We start from the raw sequence: 15504 nt of genomic DNA on the forward strand, positions 1-15504 counted from the left end.
AGCAGCCCCGGCACCGGCGGCCGCCCCCGGTGCGGGCATCGGCCGGGACCGCCGTACGCGGAGAGCCCGGAGCGGAGAGCCCGCGGATCGCGGAGAACCGAGGCGCGGAGAACCGGGGGCGCGGAGACCCGCCCGGATCGGGGAAAGGCCGGGGATCGCGAAGAGCGCCCCGTGCCGTCGGGGCCGGTCACGCGCTCCCACGCGGGCCGTGCGCCCGCGCGGGCCCCGTTCCCGCGCGAGCTCCGCTCCGGTGCGGTGGCGGATGCGGTCAGCCGGCGTCCCGTGCCGCGAGTACGGCCTTGCGGTGGCTGAACGTCTCCATCGAGTACGGACCGTGGTAGTTTCCCATGCCGCTCTCGCCGACACCGCCGAACGGCAGGTCAGGCACTGTCAGATGGGCGACGGGCAGACCGAAGGTGACCGCTCCCGACGACGTCTCGGCGAGCAGCCGCTCCCGGGTCGCGCCGGACCGCGTGAAGGCGTAGAGGGCGAGCGGCTTGTCGCGGGCCACGATGAAGTCGATTGCCTCGTCCAGGTCTTCGACCTCGACGACCGGCAGGATGGGGCCGAAGATCTCCTCGCACATGACGGGTGAGTCCGGAGACACTCCGGTCAGTACGGTCGGCTCGATGTAGCGCGCGGAACGGTCGCTGCGGCCGCCGGCGGCGACGGTACCGGACGCCAACAGTCCGCTGAGGCGGTCGAAGTGGCGCTCGTTGACGATCCGTCCGTAACGCGGCGAGGCCGCGGGGTCGTCTCCGTATACGGCGGGTATCTCGCGGGCGAGCGCCGCCACAAGGCCGCGGGCCGTGGCCGGATCGGTCAGCACGTAGTCGGGGGCGACGCAGGTCTGGCCCGCGTTCAGGAACTTCGTGGCGACGAGGCGGGCCGCCACCTCGGCGACGTCGGCGTCCCGGTCCACGAACACCGGTGACTTGCCGCCCAGTTCGAGGGTGACCGGCGTCAGATGCTCGGCCGCCGCACGCATGACGATCCGGCCGACACCGCCGTTGCCGGTGTAGAAGATATGGTCGAAACGCTGCTCCAGCAGCGCCGTCGTCTCCGGAATCCCGCCCTCCACGACGGCGACCGCGTCGGGGTCGAGGCGGCGCGGCAGCAGCCGGGCCAGCAGCGCGGAGGTCTCCGGTGCGAGCTCGCTCGGTTTGGCGACGACGCAGTTGCCGGCCGCGAGCGCGCCGGCCATCGGCGCGAGGAGCAGTTGCGCCGGGTAGTTCCACGGCCCGATGACGAGGACCACGCCGAGCGGTTCCAGCACGCTCCACGCCCGCGCGCCGGCCAGGTGCTCGGGCACGGGTGCGTCCGTGGGCCGCATCCAGTCGTCCAGATGGCCCAGCATGTGGTCGATCTCCCGGACGGTGAACACGACCTCGGTACGGAGCCCCTCCTCCTTGCTCTTGCCCAGGTCGGCGTTGAGCGCGGCGGCGAACTCCCCCTCGTGCTCCGTGAGCACGGTGCGCAGAGCGGTCAACTGCCGGACCCGCCAGTCCCTCTCCTTCGTACGGCCGGTACGGAAGGTCGCACGCAGCCGGGCGACGGTGTCGGTGGCGAGGTCGGACACGGGTTCCACACATCCTTCGGGTTCTGGTTTTCCTCAGGTGCCTCTGGGTACGTCCGGGTACCCCCGAGCGGCCTGAGTCGCTCTGTGTCGATATGCGTTGCTATACGTTGCTCTACGTCGCTACATGTCGCTCTGAGCCACTTCGAGTGGCTCGCTCGTGGCTCTCCCCCGCCGGCCGCGGCGAGGTGGTTCAGACGTTCCGGCCCCACCGCCTCCGGCCCGAGAACCGGCCCGGGACGGACTGATCCGGGACGGACTGATCCGGAACAGACTGGTCCGGGACAGCGGGGGGCGCCTGGGGCTCACCGTGGTCCGGAGCCGACGCCGAGGCCGCGTTCCGGCGCTGGTCCCGGTCCGGGTCCTGGTCCCGGATACGGTCACGGGCACGCCCGCCCCCGCCCCCCGGCCCCCGCGGCCGCCGGGCGATCCTGCGCAGCAGCGGTCCGCCGGTCCGCGGCGCCGGCGCGCCCGCGCCGCCCCCCCCCCCGCCCGGCGGCCCGCCGACCGGGGCCAACGGGTCGTCGAGCACGTCGTAGCGCCGCACGTACGCGCCCAGGAAGGCCTGGAGTGTGGCGACGGCCGGGATCGCGACGAGCGCGCCCACCGCCCCCAGCAGCGCCGTACCGGCGATCACGGAGCCGAAGGCGACCGCCGGATGGATGTCCACGGTCTTCGCGGTGAGTTTCGGCTGGAGCAGGTAGTTCTCGAACTGCTGGTAGACCACGACGAAGGCGAGCACCCACAGCGCGTACCAGGGGTTCACGGTGAACGCCACCAGCATCGGCAGCGCGCCCGCGAGATAGGTGCCGATCGTCGGTACGAACTGCGAGATCAAACCCACCCACACGCCCAGCACGGGCGCGTAGGGGATGCCGAGGATCTGGAGCAGAACGTAGTGCGCGACGCCGGAGACCAGCGCCATCAGGCCACGGGAGTAGAGGTACCCGCCCGTCTTGGCCACGGCGATCTCCCAGGCCCTGAGCACCTCGGCCTGCCGCGCGGGGGGCAGTACGGAGCACAGGGCGCGGCGCAGCCGGGGGCCGTCGGCCGCGAAGTAGAACGAGAAGAGGAAGATCGTCAGCAGCCGGAACAGGCCGCCCAGCACGGTGGTGGAGACGTCGAGCACACCGCTGGCGCTGTTCTGGACGTACTGCTGGAGCCAGTCGGAGTGGAGCAGGCTGTCCTGGATCTGGAGCCGGGACAGGCTGGTGTGGAAGTGGCCGTTGGTCCAGCTGATGACGGAGTCCAGGTACTGCGGGAAATCGTCGATCATCTGCGTGATCTGACCCGCGAGCATCGATCCGAGCAGCACCACGAAGCCGACGCTGAAGGCGACGACCCCCAGGAAGACCAGGAAGGTCGCGAGTCCGCGCCGCACCCCGCGCGCCGCCATCCGCCCCACTGCGGGCTCGACGGCGAGCCCCAGGAAGAAGGCGATCAGAACATTGATCAACAACCCCACGAGCTGGTGGAACGCCCAGCTTCCGAGCTGGAAGCAGGCGTAGAGCCCGAGGACCAGCACAGCGGCGCGCGGCAGCCAGCGCGGCATGCGGACACGGCCGCCCGCCTGCGGTGCCGAAAGCTGTGAGGTGGTCGGCGGCGGTGTGTGCGCGGCGGTGTCCCGCGCGGTCTCGTCTGTCGGTGCCACGGTGCAAGTCTCACCTACCGGCGGAGTGAATCCCGCACGCGGTGATCACGGACGCCGTCCGAGGAGCCACGCGAGCGTCACCGAGACCGTCCTGAGGAGCCACCCGGTGCTCACCGACCCCGCCCCGACGGGGCTCGTCGGCCTTTCCCGCTCACCGCTCCTCCGGTGGGATTCCCATCACGTCGCAGACGGCGCGCCACACGTCCTTCGCGTCCCAGCCCGCGGCCAGGGCCTCGTGCACCGTACGGCCACCGAGTTCGGCCATCACGTGGTCACGGGCGAAGGAATCGGCGTAGGCCGGCCCGAAATGCTCGGCCATACGCTCCCAGAAAATCGTCAACCGCATGCGCACCAGTATCCCGCCCCGGGGCGAGCCGCCGTCCGTACGCGGTGATCAGCCGCCGAGTGCCCGTACCCCCGCGGTGACCACCACGGCCGCCGCGACCATCAGCAGGAACGGGGCCCGCACGACCAGTGCGAGCGCCGCGGCCGCGAGTCCCGCGGCCCGCGCGTCGAGCATCAGCGCGCCGTTCGTGCTGAACGTCTGCTGCGCGGTGAGAGCGGCGAGCAGCGCCACGGGCAGCAGCGCGGCGAGCCGCCGCACCAGCGGACGCTCCAGCACCCCCGCGGGCACCAGGAGCCCCAGGAGTTTCATGAGGTAGCAGCCGACGGCGGTGACCGCGACGGCGATCCAGACGTTCACGCGTCTCCTCCTTTACGGCTACGGCTATGTGCACGACCACGGCCGCCTCCACGGCCCCGGCGGCCCTCGGCACAGAGCGCGGCGGGCGCGGCGCGCGCCCCCCCCAGGACCGGTACGCCCGCCGGGAGGACGGGCAGCAGCCCGAGTCCCAGCAGGACCGCGAGGCCCGCCACCGCCCGCTCCGTGCGGGTGCGCAGCATGGGCGCGAGCAGGGCGAGGAACACGGCGGGCCCGGCCGCGTCCAGCCCCCACGCGCTCGTGTCGCCCAGCGCCCGGGCGCCGAGGGCGCCCACGAGCGTGGTCAGGTTCCACAGCACGTACAGCGTGAGGCCGGTGACGGTGAAGCCGATCCTGGCGCCTCTTCGGTCCCTCTGGGCGAGGGAGACGGCGGTCGTCTCGTCGATGACCCAGTGCGCGGCGAAGGGCCGCACCGCGCCCGGCAGGCGCAGCAGTTGCGAGAGGCGCAGGCCGTAGAACGTGTTGCGTACGCCGAGGAAGAGCGCGCCGGCCGCCGCGGCGAACGGTCCCGCGCCCCCGGCGAGCGCGGCGACCAGGGCGAACTGCGAGGCGCCCGTGAAGACCAGCAGGCTCAGCAGGCAGGTCTGCCACACCGAGAGGCCCGCGCCAGCCGAGGTGACGCCGAAGGCGAACCCGGACAGGCCGACCGCCACGCCGACCCCGAGGGCGTCCCGTACGACGGCCGCGTCGGGGCGCGGCAGGGCGCCGGGCGGAGGGTTCGGGGCCGGGGAGGTCGCACGCGCGGTTCGTTCCACGCTCGCACGCTACGGACGGGCGGATCGCGCGGTCTTGTACGTTCTTGCGGCCGCCAGCCGTTCCCCGCGGTACGCGCCGGGCGGCACGCCCACGATGCGGCTGAAGTGGCGGTTCAGGTGCGGCTGATCCGTGAAACCCACCTCGGCGGCTGCCCGCGCGGGCGCGTGGCCCGCGTCCAGGAGCCGCTTGGCCGCGCGCCCGCGCGCGTCGGTCAGCCAGGCGTGCGGCGGCAGCCCGTACGCCTCCTTGAAGGCGCGCAGCAGTGCGAACGGGCCGGTGCCGACGGCGTCCGCAAGCGCCTGGAGCGAGGGCGGGTCGGCCATCCGCTCCAGCAGCAGGCCGCGCGCGCGGGCGGCGGCGGCACCGCCCGCGCCGCGCACCGCCCGTACCGGCAGCGGGCCGCCGTTCAGGCGCAGGAGGCGGGTCACGACCATCCGCAGCAGGGTGTCCGCGGCCAGCGCGTTGCCCTCGTCGGCGGCGCGCAGCACCGCGTGGACCAGCCGCGCGGTGTGCGCGTCGTCGAGGACGGGCGAGACGAAGCCCGGGGTGCCGCGCAGGGCCGTCGTCTCGGCGGCGATGCCGGCGACGATGTCCACCGCGGGATAGAGCGCGCCGTAGCGCCAGCCCTCCGGTTCCTTCGCGAAGCCGGTGTGCGCGGTGTCCGGGTTGATCAGGGCGAGTCCTCCCGGGCCCGCGTACCGGTCGGTGCCGCCGTGGTGGAAGCCCTCGACGCCGTGCGAGATCGCCGCGATGACGTAGGTCTCGTGGGTGTGCCGGAGGAACGTCTTGCGCACATAGCGTGCCCGCAGCAGGTCCACGCCCGGCAGGTCGGGGAACAGCCAGTGCCGCGCCTGCTCCCGGACGGCCGCCTGCCGCCCGCCGGCGCCGGGCCCCGCGCCCGTGCCTGGCAGCCGGCGCGTGCCCCGGTCCGCCTGCCCGCTCGTCCCACCGCCGCCTCGCGGCTCGCTCCCCATCCCGCCATTCTGCGACGTTGTCAGTGGCGGGGTGCACGATGGGTGACATGGCAGGCAGTGCGCTCGACTCGTTCTCCCCGGCGACCCGGAGCTGGTTCTCGGGTGCCTTCTCCGCGCCCACGCCGGCCCAGGACGGGGCGTGGCGCGCCATCGGCGAGGGCTCGGACGTGCTGGTGGTGGCGCCGACGGGCTCCGGCAAGACGCTCGCCGCGTTCCTCGCCGCGCTGGACCGGCTGGCGTCCGTACCGCCGCCCGCCGAGGCGAAGAAGCGGTGCCGGGTACTGTACGTGTCGCCGCTGAAGGCGCTCGCGGTGGACGTGGAGCGCAATCTGCGCAGCCCGCTCACGGGCATCAGGCAGGAGTCGGCGCGGCTCGGGCTGCCCGAGCCCGAGGTGCGGGTCGGTATCCGCTCGGGCGACACCCCGGCGGCCGAGCGCCGGTCGTTCGCGACCCGCCCGCCGGACATCCTCATCACGACGCCGGAGTCGCTGTTCCTGATGCTGACGTCGTCCGCGCGGGACGCGCTGGCGGGCGTCGAGACGGTGATCCTGGACGAGGTGCACGCGGTGGCGGGCACCAAGCGCGGCGCGCACCTCGCCCTGTCCCTGGAGCGGCTCGACGAGCTGCTGCCGCGGCCCGCCCGGCGGATCGGCCTGTCGGCGACGGTCCGGCCGGTTCAGGAGGTGGCGCGTTTCCTGTCGCCGCAGCGCCGCGTGGAGATCGTCCAGCCGCCGTCGGGCAAGGAGTTCGACCTGTCGGTGGTCGTGCCCGTGGAGGATCTCGGGGAGCTCGGCGGCTCGCCCGCCTCGGACAGCGGCGGGGACGGGCCCGCGGGCGGCGAGAAGCCGTCGATCTGGCCGCATGTCGAGGAGCGCATCGCCGATCTCGTCCAAGCCCACAGATCGACCATCGTCTTCGCCAATTCGCGGCGCCTCGCGGAGCGCCTGTGCAACCGGCTGAACGAGATCGCCTACGAGCGGGCGACGGGCGAGGCGCTGCCGGCCGACCACTCCCCCGCCGAGGTCATGGCGCAGGCGGGCGCCGCGCAGGGGGCGCCGCCGCTGCTCGCGCGCGCCCATCACGGCTCGGTCTCCAAGGAGCAGCGCGCCCAGGTCGAGGAGGACCTCAAGGCGGGCCGCCTGCCGGCCGTGGTGGCGACGTCCAGTCTGGAGCTCGGCATCGACATGGGGTCGGTGGACCTCGTGGTGCAGGTGGAGTCGCCGCCGTCGGTCGCCTCGGGACTCCAGCGCGTGGGGCGCGCGGGCCATCAGGTCGGCGCGGTGTCGACGGGTGTCGTCTTCCCGAAGTACCGGGGCGACCTGGTGCAGGCGGCGGTCGTGACGGAGCGCATGCGGGACGGGTCTATCGAGGCGCTCCGGGTGCCCGCCAACCCGCTGGACGTGCTGGCGCAGCAGCTCGTCGCGATGGTCGCGCTGGACACCCGGCAGGCCGACGACCTGCTGGAGACGGTGCGCAGGGCCGCGCCGTTCGCCTCGTTGCCGGAGTCGGCGTTCACGGGGGTGCTCGACATGCTGGCGGGCCGCTATCCGTCCGACGCGTTCGCGGAGTTGCGCCCGCGCGTGGTGTGGGACCGGGTCGCGGGCACGGTGACGGGGCGTCCGGGCGCCCAGCGTCTCGCCGTCACCTCGGGCGGCACGATCCCGGACCGGGGCCTGTTCGGCGTCTTCCTCGCGGGCGCGGACCCGAAGAAGGGCGGCGGCCGGGTCGGCGAGCTGGACGAGGAGATGGTCTACGAGTCCCGCGTGGGCGACGTCTTCACCCTGGGTACGACGTCCTGGCGGATCGAGGACATCACCCGCGACCGGGTCCTGGTGACGCCCGCGCCCGGCACACCGGGGCGTCTGCCGTTCTGGAAGGGCGACCAGCTGGGCCGGCCGCTGGAGCTCGGGCGTGCGGTGGGCGCCTTCCTGCGCGAGGTGGGCGCCCTGCCCGAGGACGACGCGCGGCTGCGGCTGATGACGGCGGGCCTCGACACCTGGGCCGCCGACAACGTCCTGTCGTATCTGGAGGAGCAGCGCAGGGCCTGCGGCCATGTCCCCGACGACCGCACGATCGTGGTGGAGCGGTTCAGGGACGAGCTGGGCGACTGGCGCGTGGTGGTCCATTCGCCGTTCGGCGCCCAGGTCCACGCGCCGTGGGCGCTGGCACTCGGCGCCAGGCTCGCCGAGCGGTACGGCATGGACGCCCAGGTCATGCACGCGGACGACGGCATCGTGCTGCGTCTGCCGGACGCGGACCTGATGGGCTTCGACCTGCTGGACGAGGACCCGACGAAGACGGAGGCCACGTACGACAGCGAGCAGGCGCCGGTGGGCGCGGGCGACGTCGCCTTCGACCCCGGCGACGTCAGCGGCGTCGTGACGGACCAGGTCGGTGGCTCCGCGCTGTTCGCGGCCCGCTTCCGGGAGTGCGCGGCGCGTGCCCTGCTGCTGCCGCGCCGCAGCCCCGGCCGGCGCACCCCGCTGTGGCAGCAGCGCCAGCGGGCCGCCCAACTGCTCCAGGTGGCCAGCGAGTTCGGCTCCTTCCCGATCGTCCTCGAGGCGGTGCGGGAATGTCTCCAGGACGTGTTCGACGTACCGGGCCTCACCGAGCTGATGGGCGACATCGAGTCGCGCAGGGTGCGGCTCGTGGAGGTCACGACGACGGAGGCGTCGCCGTTCGCGCGCTCCCTGCTCTTCGGTTATGTCGCGCAGTTCCTGTACGAGGGCGATTCGCCGCTGGCGGAGCGCAGGGCCGCCGCCCTGTCGCTGGATTCACGGCTGCTCGCCGAGCTGCTCGGCCAGGCGGAGCTGCGGGAGCTGCTCGACCCCGAGGTGCTCGCGGAGCTGGAGCGGGAGCTCCAGTGGCTCACGGACGACCGGCGGATCAAGGACGTCGAGGGCGTGGCGGACCTGCTGCGGGTGCTCGGACCGCTCACGGACGCGGAGTTGGCGCGGCGCGGCGCCGAGCCGGGCTGGGCGGAGGAGCTCGCGCGGGCCCGGCGCGCGATCCGGGTGCGGATCGGCGGCGCGGACCACTGGGCGGCGATCGAGGACGCGGGCCGGCTGCGGGACGCGCTGGGTACGGCGCTGCCCGTCGGGGTGCCCGAGGCGTTCACGGAGCCCGTGAAGGACCCGCTCGGCGATCTGCTCGCGCGCCACGCCCGTACGCACGGGCCGTTCACGTCGGCGACGGCGGCGGCGCGCTTCGGCCTCGGTACGGCCGTCACGGACGGCGGGCTGCAGCGGCTGGCGGCGTCGGGCCGGGTGGTGCAGGGCGAGTTCCACCCCGAGGGCATCGGCCAGGAGTGGTGCGACGCGACGGTCCTGCGGCGGCTGCGGCGCCGCTCGCTGGCCGCGCTGCGCGAGGAGCTCGAACCGGTCGCCCCGACGGCCCTCGCGTCGTTCCTGCCGCAGTGGCAGCATCTGGGCGCCCACCGGCTGCGCGGGATCGACGGACTCGCGCGGGCCGTCGAGCAGCTCCAGGGCGCGGCCGTGCCCGCGTCCGCGCTGGAGCGCCTCGTCCTGCCCTCGCGGGTCGCCGGCTACACCCCGGCCCTGCTGGACGAGCTGACGACCACCGGCGAGGTGGTGTGGGCGGGCGCGGGCGCGCTGCCGGGGAAGGACGGCTGGGTCTCGCTGTATCCGGCCGACCACGCTCCGGTGCTGCTGCCGCCTCCGCACCCGCTGGAGCTGACGGCGCTGCACGAGTCGGTGCTGGCGGCGCTGAGGGGCGGGTACGGGCTGTTCTTCCGGCAGATCGCGGGCGAGGTGCGGGCCACGACGCATCCGGAGGCCACCGATCCCCAGCTCGCGGACGCCGTCTGGGACCTCGCCTGGTCGGGCCGGCTGACCAACGACACACTGGCGCCGCTGCGCTCCTTCCTCGGCTCGGGCCGCACGGCCGGGTCCACGGCCCACCGTGCCCGCAAGTCCGTGCCCCGCGGGCGGTACGGGTCGCTCACGGCCGCCGCGCGGCCCGCGTCGCGCTCGGGCCCGCCGACGGTCAGCGGCCGCTGGTCCCTGCTGCCGGACCGGGAGCCGGACGCCACCCACCGGGCGCACGCGCTGGCCCGCGCCCTGCTCGACCGGCACGGCGTGGTGACGCGGGGCGCGGTCGGCGCCGAGGGCGTCGAGGGCGGCTTCTCCGCCGTGTACCGGGTGCTGTCGGCGTTCGAGGACAGCGGGCAGGCCCGCCGCGGCTATGTGGTGGAGGGCCTCGGCGCGGCGCAGTTCGCCATGGACGGCGCCGTGGACCGGCTGCGCGCCGCGGCCACCGCGCGGGAGCGCGCCGAGTCGTCGGACGAGCCGCGGGCGGTGCTGCTTGCGGCGGCCGACCCGGCCAACGCGTACGGCGCGGCCCTGCCCTGGCCCCAGCCGCCGGAGGGCGCGAACCACAAGCCAGGGCGCAAGGCGGGGTCGCTGGTCGTCCTCGTCGACGGCGAGCTGACGCTCTACATGGAGCGCGGCGGCAAGACGCTGCTGTCGTGGGCCGCGGACCCCGAGGGCCCGGCCCTGCGCGCGGCGGCCGGGGCGCTCGCGTCGGCCGCCGCCTCGGGCTCCCTCGGCACGATCACGGTGGAGCGGGCGAACGGCACCGCGGCGCTGACGTCCCCGCTCGGCCGTGCGCTGGAGGCGGCCGGGTTCCACGCGACGCCGCGCGGCCTGCGGCTGAGGGCGTGAGGCGGTGCCCGAGGGAGACACGGTGTGGCGCGCCGCCCGGGCCCTGCACGAGGCCCTGGCGGGCCGGGTGCTGGTCCGCTCCGACCTGCGGGTGCCGCGCTTCGCCACATCCGACCTGACGGGCCGCGCGGTGCTTGACGTCACACCGCGCGGCAAGCACCTCCTGACCCGGGTGGAGGGGGGCCTCACCCTCCACTCGCACCTCGGGATGGAGGGCGCGTGGAAGGTGTACGGCCCGGGCCGGCGCTGGGGCGGCGGGCCGCCGCACGAGATCCGCGCGATCCTCGGCACGGAGGGCGGTGCGGCCGTCGGCTACCGGCTGAAGGTGCTCGAGCTCATCCGCACAAGCCAGGAGGACCGCGTAGTCGGCCACCTGGGGCCCGACCTCCTCGGTCCCGACTGGGACGCCGAGAGCGCGCTGCGCAACCTTCTGGCCGACCCGGCGAGGCCGGTCGGCGAAGCCCTGCTCGACCAGCGCAATCTGGCGGGGGTCGGCAACATCTTCAAGTCGGAAGCGTGCTTCCTGGCCCGCGCCGACCCGTGGGCCCCGATCGGGGAGCTCCGCGCGCCCGAGCGCCTGGTGGACGCGGCGAAGCGCCTGCTCGAACTGCACAAGAGACTCTCCAGCGGCGCCCGCCGTCTGCACGTCTACGGCCGCAGGGGGCTGCCCTGCCCGCGCTGCGGGACCCTGATCCGCAAGGCCCCGCAAGGGGACCGTCCCACCTACTGGTGCCCCCGCTGCCAGCCGGAGCGCGGCCCCGCGTAGGCCCTGAGACAGGTGAACCGGCCGAGGAGACGGACGAACGGCGGGACGGACGAACCCCCGGCCGGTACCGCTCTCGGGTACCTGCCGGGGGTTCGTCTCGAACCTGGGGGATCACTCAGGCGGCGACCACGTCGACCGCTTCTGTCGGAGCCTTGATCGTCACCCGTTCCGCCGGCACCTTCGGCACCGATGTCACGGCGATGGAACCCAGCATCGGACGTACTGCTGCGGGTACAGGCTCATCAGCCGCAGCCGACGCAGCCAGCTCCGCCAACGACAGTTCGTCGCTCACTTCCCGCATGAGCTCGGACATCCGTACGTCAAGCGCGTCGCAGATGGCGGAGAGCAGTTCGGAGGACGCCTCCTTCTGCCCCCGCTCCACCTCGGAGAGATAGCCGAGTGAGACTCGGGCGGACGAGGAGACTTCGCGCAGAGTACGGCCCTGGCGTTGGCGCTGCCGACGCAGCACGTCACCCAGCAGGCGACGGAGCAGAATCATCGGTGGCTCCCTCCTCGGACCGCGTAGCCGCAACCTTTACGCCCCACCGTACCGCCTCGCGACGCGGCCGTGCGGGGAGCGATGTCGTGTTCACTCAGGGCTGCAAACATCAAGTCCCCCCGTTCTGTTCCGTATCCTGTGCCCGCTCATTCCCCAGGAGTTCGCCCAGCAGGAGCGCGAGTACGGACCGGACGCTCTCCTTACGAATGTCCGCACGGCCGCCGTTCAATCGCAGCGCCCGCACTTTGTCCTCGCCGCCGGGGCCGGAAACCGCCACATACACGGTCCCCACGGGCTGCCCGTCCTGCGGATCGGGGCCCGCGACCCCGGTGGTCGAGGCACCCCAGTCGGCGCCGAGCACCCGGCGTGCACCGGCGGCCATCGCCCGCGCCACGTCCGGGTCGACCGCGCCGCGCTCGGCGAGCAGCGTCCCGTCGACGCCGAGGACGTCCCGCTTGAGCTCGGTGGCGTACGCCGTCACGGACCCGCGGAAGGCACGCGAGGCGCCGGGGACCGCGGTCAGCTCCGCGGCCACCAGGCCGCCCGTGAGGGACTCCGCGACGGCCAGCGTCGCCCCGAGCGCCGTGAGCCGCTCCACGGCCGCCCGCGCGGCGGCGGCCTCGTTCCGAGGACCCGCATCGTGGCCGGTACTCACTGGCGCTTCCCCGGGGAACCCGGTGTGGCCGGCGGACTGCCGGCCGCGCGCTCGGCGGCCAGGCCCCGGCGCCGCAGCGTCACGGCCTGGCGTACGTAGTCGAGCCCGGTGACGACCGTCAGGACGACGGCGACCGCCATCACCCAGAACCGGAACGTGCCCCACCAGTCCACCAGTGCCAGCACGTACATGCCGACGGCCGTTCCCTGCGCGAGCGTCTTCAGCTTCCCGCCGCGGCTCGCCGCGATCACGCCGTGCCGGATCACCCAGAACCGCATCAGCGTGATCCCCAGCTCCCGCACGAGGATCACCGCCGTCACCCACCAGGGCAGGTCGCCCAGCGCCGACAGGCAGACCAGAGCCGCGCCCATGATCGCCTTGTCGGCGATCGGGTCCGCGATCTTCCCGAAGTCGGTGACGAGGTTGTACGTACGGGCCAGATGCCCGTCGAACACGTCGGTGATCATGGCGACGGCAAAGGCCGCCCACGCCCAGGCCCGCCAGACGGGGTCGTATCCGCCGTTCTGGAGCATCAGTACGACGAAGCCGGGGACGAGCAGCAGGCGGACCATGGTCAGGAGGTTCGCCACGTTCCACAGACTGGCCTGGTCGGCGGCACCGGCCCCCAGCTTCCCGGCGGGCGCCGGCTTCGCGCCGCCACCGCCCGTCGTGGACGCGGGGACTCCGGTCATCTGGCGGCCTCCTCGGCGGCGGTCCGGAGAGGGTCCCCCGGACGGGTGCTCACGTGCTCGGCGACCAGGTCCACGCCCTCGCTGCCGGTCACCTTCGCCTCGACCATACGGCCGGGGAGCAGATCCGTGTCCGACATGAGGACCACCTGGCCGTCCGTCTCGGGGGCCTGGTGCGCCGCGCGGCCCACGGCGACGGCCCCCTCGACTCCGGTGTCGGACACGTCGGCCGACTCGACGAGGATCTCCAGCGTCTCGCCGACGCGGTCCTGCGCCCGCTGGGACGTCAGTTCCTCGGCGAGCCGGGAGAGATGCGCCAGGCGCTCCGCGATGACGTCCTCGTCCAGCTTGGTGTCGTAGCCCGCGGCCTCCGTGCCGTCCTCGTCCGAGTAGCCGAAGACGCCGATCGCGTCGAGCCGAGCCCCGGTCAGGAACCGCTCCAGTTCGGCGAAGTCGGCCTCGCTCTCGCCGGGGAAGCCGACGATGAAGTTCGAGCGGACCCCCGCCTGGGGCGCCTTGGCCCGGATGGTCTCCAGCAGGCCGAGGAACCGGTCCGTGTCGCCGAAGCGCCGCATCGCACGCAGCACGCCGGGCGCCGAGTGCTGGAAGGACAGGTCGAAGTAGGGGGCGACCTTCGGTGTGGAGGCGAGGACGTCGATGAGGCCGGGCCGCATCTCGGCGGGCTGGAGGTAGCTGACCCGGATGCGCTCGATGCCGTCGACGGCGGCCAGTTCCGGCAGCAGGGTCTCCAGCAGCCGGATGTCGCCGAGGTCCTTGCCGTACGAGGTGTTGTTCTCGGAGACGAGCATGACCTCCTTGACGCCCTGCTCGGCCAGCCAGCGAGTCTCGCCGAGCACATCGCTCGGGCGGCGCGAGATGAAGGAGCCGCGGAAGGACGGGATGGCGCAGAACGAGCAGCGCCGGTCGCAGCCGGAGGCGAGCTTCACGGACGCGACGGGGCTCGTGTCGAGCCTGCGGCGCAGCGGCGCGCGCGGCCCGGAGGCCGGGGCGAGCCCCTCGGGAAGGTCCGCGGGGGCCGGGGCGACGTCGCCGTGCCCCGGGAGCGCGACACCGGCGGCGTCCTGCCGCTCAACGGGGCTGAGCGGCAACAGCTTGCGCCGGTCCCGGGGCGTGTGCGAGGCGTGGACGCCGCCGCTCAGGATGGTCTGGAGGCGATCGGAGATGTCGGCGTAGTCGTCGAAGCCGAGCACGCCGTCGGCTTCGGGAAGGGCGTCGGCGAGCTCCTTGCCGTACCGCTCGGCCATGCAGCCGACGGCCACCACGGCCTGGGTTCTTCCCCGGTCCTTGAGATCGCCCGCTTCGAGGAGGGCGTCGACGGAGTCCTTCTTCGCGGCTTCGACGAAGCCGCAGGTGTTGACGACGGCCACATCGGCCTCTGAGGCTTCCTGGACGAGGTCCCAGCCGTCCGCCGCCAGGCCCCCGGCCAGCTCCTCCGAGTCCACCTCGTTACGGGCGCAGCCAAGCGTGACGAGAGCGACGGTACGGCGTTCGGGCATGGGCTCAAGACTACTTTGTCCCGGCGCCGCCCAGCTCGCGCAGGGTCGAGGCGCCGCCGGGACCCCGCGCGAAGCCCCGCCGTCAGCCGACGGAGGGGTCGCCCTGCGTGTAGGACAGCCGCTCCACCTGGCCCGGCTGGAACGTGTCGTCGACCTTCTTGCCGTTGACGTAGAGCTCTATGGCTCCGGCGTTGCCGAGGATGAGGTCGACCTGCTTGTCGTCCTGGAAGGTCTTGGACTCGCCCTTGGCGAGGATGCCGTCGAACAGCGTCTTGCCGTTGTGCGCCTTGGCCGAGATCCAGCTCTTGTCCTCCACCGCGGACAGCTTCACCGTCACCTTGTCGCGGGGCGCTGCGGCGATGGCGCTGTCCGAGGGGCCCGGATGCGGCTGCGCGGGCTTCCCCGAGGGGGCGTGTGTGCCGGAGGAGGAGGCGGAGGTGGGTCCCTTGGCCGGTTCCACGGTCTTCCCCTTGGCCGTGTCGCCGGAGTCACCGCTGCCGTGGACGGCGGTGAAAGCGACGAAGCCGGCGACGGCGACGATCGCAGCGACCATGGCCGCCGTCCAGTTCGGCCGGCGCCGCTCGGGCCGGATGCGCTCGGCCTCGAACAGCGGTGCGGCCGGGGTCGCCGTGGGCTCGGGCCGCCCGCCGTGATCCGCGTCGAACCGGTCCACGAGGGGTCCGGGGTCGAGGCCGACCTCCCGCGCGATCATGCGCAGGTGCCCGCGGGCGTAGACGTCGCCACCGGAACGGCTGAAGTCGTCGTCCTCTATGGCGCGGACGATGGGCACGCGGACGCGGGTGGCCTCGCTGACCTGGTCGACCGTCAGGCCGGCCCCGATCCGTGCCTGCCGGAGGGCTCGGCCGATCGAGAAACGGTCCTCGGGTGCGGGAGCCGAGGTATCCGGGGCTTCTTCTGGTGAACTGCCGTCAGATGAGCTGCCGATGGACACGGGTGGGCCTTTCGAGCGTGTAGCCACCTGCTGGACGTCCAGTCTAGGGGTGGTACGAAAGGGTGG

13 protein-coding genes are annotated in these 15504 nt (G+C 73.6%); 2 read left to right on the plus strand and 11 right to left on the minus strand.

All coding sequences use genetic code 11. From position 1 onward, the window contains the following. Positions 1-268: 268 nt before the first annotated feature. The 6 genes from LCE31_RS03350 to LCE31_RS03375 all read right to left on the minus strand — a co-directional run bounded on the left by LCE31_RS03350 (position 269) and on the right by LCE31_RS03375 (position 5678). Positions 269-1588, minus strand: a complete 1320-nt coding sequence (locus LCE31_RS03350) for an aldehyde dehydrogenase family protein (RefSeq protein WP_225012429.1) — start codon at positions 1586-1588, stop codon at positions 269-271. Positions 1589-1769: 181 nt separating this feature from the next. After that, positions 1770-3128 carry an AI-2E family transporter gene (locus tag LCE31_RS03355; protein WP_225012444.1) on the minus strand — a complete coding sequence of 453 codons (1359 nt, stop codon included), beginning with the start codon at positions 3126-3128 and terminating at the stop codon, positions 1770-1772. 250 nt (positions 3129-3378) lie between these two features. Beyond that, positions 3379-3573 (minus strand): DUF3046 domain-containing protein, encoded by a 195-nt coding sequence (locus tag LCE31_RS03360; RefSeq protein ID WP_225012430.1) that lies wholly within the window; start codon positions 3571-3573, stop codon positions 3379-3381. 48 nt (positions 3574-3621) lie between these two features. Then, a complete protein-coding gene (locus tag LCE31_RS03365) occupies positions 3622-3930 on the minus strand; it encodes an AzlD domain-containing protein (protein ID WP_225012431.1) in 309 nt (102 codons plus the stop codon). Further along, positions 3927-4703, minus strand: coding sequence for an AzlC family ABC transporter permease (locus LCE31_RS03370; RefSeq protein WP_225012432.1), 777 nt, complete (start codon positions 4701-4703; stop codon positions 3927-3929). Before LCE31_RS03370 ends, LCE31_RS03365 begins: the two co-directional genes overlap by 4 nt. Before the next feature lie 9 nt (positions 4704-4712). After that, positions 4713-5678, minus strand: a complete 966-nt coding sequence (locus LCE31_RS03375; RefSeq protein ID WP_225012433.1) for an AraC family transcriptional regulator — start codon at positions 5676-5678, stop codon at positions 4713-4715. 47 nt (positions 5679-5725) lie between these two features. Here LCE31_RS03375 and LCE31_RS03380 point away from each other — a divergent pair, with 47 nt between their 5' ends. Both LCE31_RS03380 and LCE31_RS03385 read left to right on the plus strand, forming a co-directional pair. Beyond that, a complete protein-coding gene (locus LCE31_RS03380) occupies positions 5726-10360 on the plus strand; it encodes an ATP-dependent helicase (protein WP_225012434.1) in 4635 nt (1544 codons plus the stop codon). 4 nt (positions 10361-10364) lie between these two features. Beyond that, the gene (locus LCE31_RS03385) at positions 10365-11126 is read left to right on the plus strand and encodes an Fpg/Nei family DNA glycosylase (RefSeq protein ID WP_225012435.1); all 762 of its coding nucleotides are present in this window, start codon (positions 10365-10367) and stop codon (positions 11124-11126) included. Positions 11127-11241: 115 nt separating this feature from the next. Here LCE31_RS03385 and LCE31_RS03390 read toward each other — a convergent pair whose 3' ends face one another. From LCE31_RS03390 to LCE31_RS03410, 5 genes are all read right to left on the minus strand, one after another. Next, a complete protein-coding gene (locus LCE31_RS03390; protein WP_225012436.1) occupies positions 11242-11625 on the minus strand; it encodes a helix-turn-helix domain-containing protein in 384 nt (127 codons plus the stop codon). 109 nt (positions 11626-11734) lie between these two features. Further along, a complete protein-coding gene (locus LCE31_RS03395; protein ID WP_225012445.1) occupies positions 11735-12223 on the minus strand; it encodes a CinA family protein in 489 nt (162 codons plus the stop codon). Positions 12224-12276: 53 nt separating this feature from the next. After that, the gene (gene pgsA, locus LCE31_RS03400; protein WP_225012437.1) at positions 12277-12972 is read right to left on the minus strand and encodes a CDP-diacylglycerol--glycerol-3-phosphate 3-phosphatidyltransferase; all 696 of its coding nucleotides are present in this window, start codon (positions 12970-12972) and stop codon (positions 12277-12279) included. Beyond that, complete coding sequence (gene rimO, locus LCE31_RS03405; RefSeq protein ID WP_225012438.1) at positions 12969-14486, minus strand: 30S ribosomal protein S12 methylthiotransferase RimO; 1518 nt, start codon at positions 14484-14486, stop codon at positions 12969-12971. Before rimO ends, pgsA begins: the two co-directional genes overlap by 4 nt. A gap of 82 nt (positions 14487-14568) precedes the next feature. After that, positions 14569-15465: a helix-turn-helix domain-containing protein gene (locus LCE31_RS03410; protein WP_225012439.1), complete on the minus strand. Its 897-nt coding sequence runs from the start codon at positions 15463-15465 to the stop codon at positions 14569-14571. Positions 15466-15504: the final 39 nt, after the last annotated feature.

Source organism: Streptomyces sp. 8L (assembly GCF_020176795.1).
Classification (GTDB): Bacteria; Actinomycetota; Actinomycetes; order Streptomycetales; family Streptomycetaceae; genus Streptomyces.